At 58.5% G+C, this 5,545-nt stretch carries 3 rRNA genes; all 3 read left to right on the top strand.

From position 1 onward, the window contains the following. The first annotated feature begins 219 nt into the window (after positions 1 to 219). The 3 genes from ND747_RS19815 (at position 220) to rrf (ending at position 5,483) form a co-directional block, all read left to right on the top strand. Positions 220 to 1,729, top strand: a 16S ribosomal RNA gene (locus tag ND747_RS19815). Between the two features lie 455 nt (positions 1,730 to 2,184). Beyond that, positions 2,185 to 5,291 (top strand): 23S ribosomal RNA (locus ND747_RS19810). A gap of 75 nt (positions 5,292 to 5,366) precedes the next feature. Next, positions 5,367 to 5,483 (top strand): 5S ribosomal RNA (rrf, locus tag ND747_RS19805). Together the 16S, 23S and 5S rRNA genes form the textbook arrangement of a ribosomal RNA operon. Positions 5,484 to 5,545 lie beyond the last annotated feature (62 nt).

The raw sequence follows: 5,545 nt of genomic DNA, 5'->3' as shown, positions 1-5,545 counted from the left end.
GCGCCTGCTCCTTGAGAACTCAACAGCGTGCCGATTGTCAGTGCCAATTATGTACTGCCCCCTTTTTCATGGCTCTGGCTGGTTGTGCCCTTCTGATGTGGGGTGTGGCTGGTTGGGGTTGTGGGGGAAATTCCTTTGGACACATTGCCATGGCTCTTTGGGGTTGTGGTGGTGATGTCGGGGTCTGACTGGGCTGTGATGGCCTGGTTTCTTCATGCATTAATGGAGAGTTTGATCCTGGCTCAGGACGAACGCTGGCGGCGTGCTTAACACATGCAAGTCGAGCGAGGGGCTTCGGCTCCTAGCGGCGAACGGGTGAGTAACACGTGGGCAACCTGCCCCGAGCTCTGGAATAACCTCGGGAAACCGGGGCTAATGCCGGATATGACATTGCCGGGCATCTGGTGGTGTGGAAAGATTTATCGGCTCGGGATGGGCCCGCGGCCTATCAGCTTGTTGGTGGGGTGATGGCCTACCAAGGCGACGACGGGTAGCCGGCCTGAGAGGGCGACCGGCCACACTGGGACTGAGACACGGCCCAGACTCCTACGGGAGGCAGCAGTGGGGAATATTGCGCAATGGGCGAAAGCCTGACGCAGCGACGCCGCGTGGGGGATGACGGCCTTCGGGTTGTAAACCTCTTTCAGCAGGGACGAAGCGCAAGTGACGGTACCTGCAGAAGAAGCACCGGCCAACTACGTGCCAGCAGCCGCGGTAATACGTAGGGTGCAAGCGTTGTCCGGAATTATTGGGCGTAAAGAGCTCGTAGGCGGCCTGTCGCGTCGGCTGTGAAAACCCGGGGCTCAACCCCGGGCCTGCAGTCGATACGGGCAGGCTAGAGTCCGGCAGGGGAGACTGGAATTCCTGGTGTAGCGGTGAAATGCGCAGATATCAGGAGGAACACCGGTGGCGAAGGCGGGTCTCTGGGCCGGAACTGACGCTAAGGAGCGAAAGCGTGGGGAGCGAACAGGATTAGATACCCTGGTAGTCCACGCCGTAAACGTTGGGCGCTAGGTGTGGGGGACCTTCCACGGCCTCCGTGCCGCAGCTAACGCATTAAGCGCCCCGCCTGGGGAGTACGGCCGCAAGGCTAAAACTCAAAGGAATTGACGGGGGCCCGCACAAGCGGCGGAGCATGTGGCTTAATTCGATGCAACGCGAAGAACCTTACCAGGGTTTGACATGCAGGGAAATCCTCCAGAGATGGGGGGTCCGTAAGGGTCCTGCACAGGTGGTGCATGGCTGTCGTCAGCTCGTGTCGTGAGATGTTGGGTTAAGTCCCGCAACGAGCGCAACCCTCGTCCTATGTTGCCAGCGAGTCATGTCGGGGACTCATAGGAGACTGCCGGGGTCAACTCGGAGGAAGGTGGGGATGACGTCAAGTCATCATGCCCCTTACATCCTGGGCTGCACACATGCTACAATGGCCGGTACAAAGGGCTGCGATGCCGTGAGGTGGAGCGAATCCCAAAAAGCCGGTCTCAGTTCGGATCGGGGTCTGCAACTCGACCCCGTGAAGTCGGAGTCGCTAGTAATCGCAGATCAGCAATGCTGCGGTGAATACGTTCCCGGGCCTTGTACACACCGCCCGTCACGTCACGAAAGTCGGTAACACCCGAAGCCGGTGGCCCAACCCTTGTGGGGGGAGCCGTCGAAGGTGGGACCGGCGATTGGGACGAAGTCGTAACAAGGTAGCCGTACCGGAAGGTGCGGCTGGATCACCTCCTTTCTAAGGAGCGTCTGGCCTGTCCACCCCTGGTGGGGTGGGGGGGTCCAGGGCCAGGGCCGGCTGTGCATGCTGGTCTGGTTGCTCATAGGGTGTGGAACACTGACGATGATCGTCTTCTTCGGATGCTGGTGTCTAGTACGCCTGTCTGTCTGTCCTTCGGGGTGGGTGGGTGGGGTGGAACGGGCTGGTGTGTGGGGTGGGGGGTCGTGGCACGCTGTTGGGTCCTGAGGGAGTCGTGTGCTTCCTTGTGATTGATGATCCTTCTGCTGGTCTGTCTGGTTCTGCCGGTCTTCTGCTCCTGTGGGGGTGGGGGGCCGGTGGTGTCGGGGGGGGTTGGTGGGGGGTGTGGGTCTGGTCGTGGTGGAGGACTGCTCCCGGTGTGGGGGTGGGCTTCACGGGTGCGGCTGGGGCTGTCCGTACGTTGAGAACTGCACAGTGGACGCGAGCATCTTTGTGGCCAAGTTAGTAAGGGCGCACGGTGGATGCCTTGGCACCAGGAGCCGATGAAGGACGTGGGAGGCTGCGATATGCCTCGGGGAGCTGTCAACCGAGCTGTGATCCGAGGATTTCCGAATGGGGAAACCCGGCAGGGCTTTAAATCCTGTCACCCGTGCCTGAACACATAGGGCATGTGGAGGGAACGCGGGGAAGTGAAACATCTCATTACCCGCAGGAAGAGAAAACAACAGTGATTCCGCGAGTAGTGGTGAGCGAAAGCGGATGAGGCTAAACCATGGTCGTGTGATAGCCGGCAGGCGTTGCGATGGTGGGGTTGTGGGAGCGCTCGGAAAAAGCTGCCGTTTTTTCGAGGAGTCAGAAAAAACTGGGTTAGGCGAAGGTCATGTGAATGGGCCGCCATAGAGGGTAATAGCCCTGTAGCTGAAAACCTTGTTTCTCCTGAGCGTTTTCCCAAGTAGCACGGAGCCCGTGAAATTCCGTGTGAATCTGGCGGGACCACCCGCTAAGCCTAAATACTCCCTGGTGACCGATAGCGGACTAGTACCGTGAGGGAAAGGTGAAAAGTACCCCGGGAGGGGAGTGAAAGAGTACCTGAAACCGTGTGCCTACAATCCGTGGGAGCTGGACTTCGGTCTGGTGACCGCGTGCCTTTTGAAGAATGAGCCTGCGAGTTTGCGGTGTGTGGCGAGGTTAACCCGTGTGGGGTAGCCGTAGCGAAAGCGAGTCCGAAGAGGGCGTTTGAGTCGCATGTCCAAGACCCGAAGCCGAGTGATCTACCCATGGCCAGGTTGAAGCGCGGGTAAGACCGTGTGGAGGACCGAACCCACCAGGGTTGAAAACCTGGGGGATGAGCTGTGGGTAGGGGTGAAAGGCCAATCAAACTCGGTGATAGCTGGTTCTCCCCGAAATGCATTTAGGTGCAGCGTCGCATGTTTCTTGCCGGAGGTAGAGCACTGGATGGCCTAGGGGGCCCACAAGCTTACTGAAGTCAGCCAAACTCCGAATGCCGGTAAGTGAAGTGCGGCAGTGAGACTGCGGGGGATAAGCTTCGTAGTCGAGAGGGAAACAGCCCAGATCGCCAGCTAAGGCCCCTAAGCGTGCGCTAAGTGGAAAAGGATGTGGAGTCGCACAGACAACCAGGAGGTTGGCTTAGAAGCAGCCATCCTTGAAAGAGTGCGTAATAGCTCACTGGTCAAGTGATTCCGCGCCGATAATGTAGCGGGGCTCAAGCGCACCGCCGAAGCTGCGGCATGCACAAGTGTGCCCGGCATCTTTTGATGTCCAGGTTTGTGTGTGGGTAGGGGAGCGTCGTGTGGCGTGTGAAGCGGCGGGGTGACCCAGTCGTGGATGCCATACGAGTGAGAATGCAGGCATGAGTAGCGAATGACGGGTGAGAAACCCGTCCGCCGGATGACCAAGGGTTCCTGGGGCAGGCTAATCCGCCCAGGGTGAGTCGGGACCTAAGGCGAGGCCGACAGGCGTAGTCGATGGATAACGGGTTGATATTCCCGTACCGGTGTTGATGCGTCCATGCTGAGGCCAGGTGTGCTAACCATCTGATCATGCGCATTCTTTCGAGGGTGTGTGTGGGAGGGTGGGATCCTGTCTGGTAGTAGGCAAGCGATGGGGTGACGCAGGAGGGTAGTCCAGCCCAGGCGGTGGTTGTCCTGGGGCAAGGGTGTAGGACGAAGTGTAGGCAAATCCGCGCTTCATGTGTCTGAGACCTGATGCCGAGCCGATTGTGGCGAAGTGGATGATCCCATGCTGCCGAGAAAAGCCTCTAGCGAGTGTCAGGACCGCCCGTACCCTAAACCGACACAGGTGGTCAGGTAGAGAATACCGAGGCGTTCGAGTGAACTGTGGTTAAGGAACTCGGCAAAATGCCCCCGTAACTTCGGGAGAAGGGGGGCCGTTCTCCGTGTAGGGACTTGCTTCCGTAGCGGGGAGTGGCCGCAGAGACCAGGGGAAAGCGACTGTTTACTAAAAACATAGCTCCGTGCTAAGTCGTAAGACGATGTATACGGAGTGACGCCTGCCCGGTGCTGGAACGTTAAGGGGACGGGTTAGCTCTTCGGGGCGAAGCTCAGAACTTAAGCGCCAGTAAACGGCGGTGGTAACTATAACCATCCTAAGGTAGCGAAATTCCTTGTCGGGTAAGTTCCGACCTGCACGAATGGCGTAACGACTTTCCCACTGTCTCAACCACAGACTCGGCGAAATTGCACTACGAGTAAAGATGCTCGTTACGCGCGGCAGGACGGAAAGACCCCGGGACCTTTACTATAGCTTGATATTGGTGTTCGGTTCGGCTTGTGTAGGATAGGTGGGAGACTGTGAAGCTGGGACGCCAGTTCTGGTGGAGTCATTGTTGAAATACCACTCTGGTCGTACTGGATGTCTAACCTCGGTCCGTGATCCGGATCAGGGACAGTGTCTGGTGGGTAGTTTAACTGGGGCGGTTGCCTCCTAAAGAGTAACGGAGGCGCCCAAAGGTTCCCTCAGCCTGGTTGGCAATCAGGTGTTGAGTGCAAGTGCACAAGGGAGCTTGACTGTGAGACAGACATGTCGAGCAGGTGCGAAAGCAGGGACTAGTGATCCGGCGGTGGCTTGTGGAAGCGCCGTCGCTCAACGGATAAAAGGTACCCCGGGGATAACAGGCTGATCTTGCCCAAGAGTCCATATCGACGGCAAGGTTTGGCACCTCGATGTCGGCTCGTCGCATCCTGGGGCTGGAGTAGGTCCCAAGGGTTGGGCTGTTCGCCCATTAAAGCGGTACGCGAGCTGGGTTTAGAACGTCGTGAGACAGTTCGGTCCCTATCCGCCGCGCGCGCAGGAGACTTGAGAAGGGCTGTCCCTAGTACGAGAGGACCGGGACGGACGAACCTCTGGTGTGCCAGTTGTTCTGCCAAGGGCATGGCTGGTTGGCTACGTTCGGAAGGGATAACCGCTGAAAGCATCTAAGCGGGAAGCCTGCTTCGAGATGAGGTCTCCCACAGGGTAGCCTGGTAAGGCCCCCGACTAGATGATCGGGTTGATAGGCCGGAGGTGGAAGTGCGGTGACGCATGGAGCTGACCGGTACTAATAGGCCGAGGGCTTGTCTTCGAAGATGCTACGCGTCCACTGTGCGGTTCTGACTGTATGGCCAGCTGTGTGTGCTGGGTGTGCGGTGAGAAGTGTTTCGGTGGTTTTGGCGAAGGGGAAACGCCCGGTCTCATTCCGAACCCGGAAGCTAAGCTCTTCAGCGCCGATGGTACTGCATGGGGGACCGTGTGGGAGAGTAGGACGCCGCCGGACTTATATACAGGTTGTGGGGCTGTCTCGTTTTCGGGACGGCCCCACACCTGTCTCCGGAACAG

It is taken from the genome of Frankia sp. R82 (genome assembly GCF_023716925.1).
Lineage (GTDB): Bacteria > Actinomycetota > Actinomycetes > Frankiales > Frankiaceae > Frankia.
Note: the sequence above shows the minus strand (reverse complement) of the source record. Positions and strands in the feature narration are given on the sequence as shown.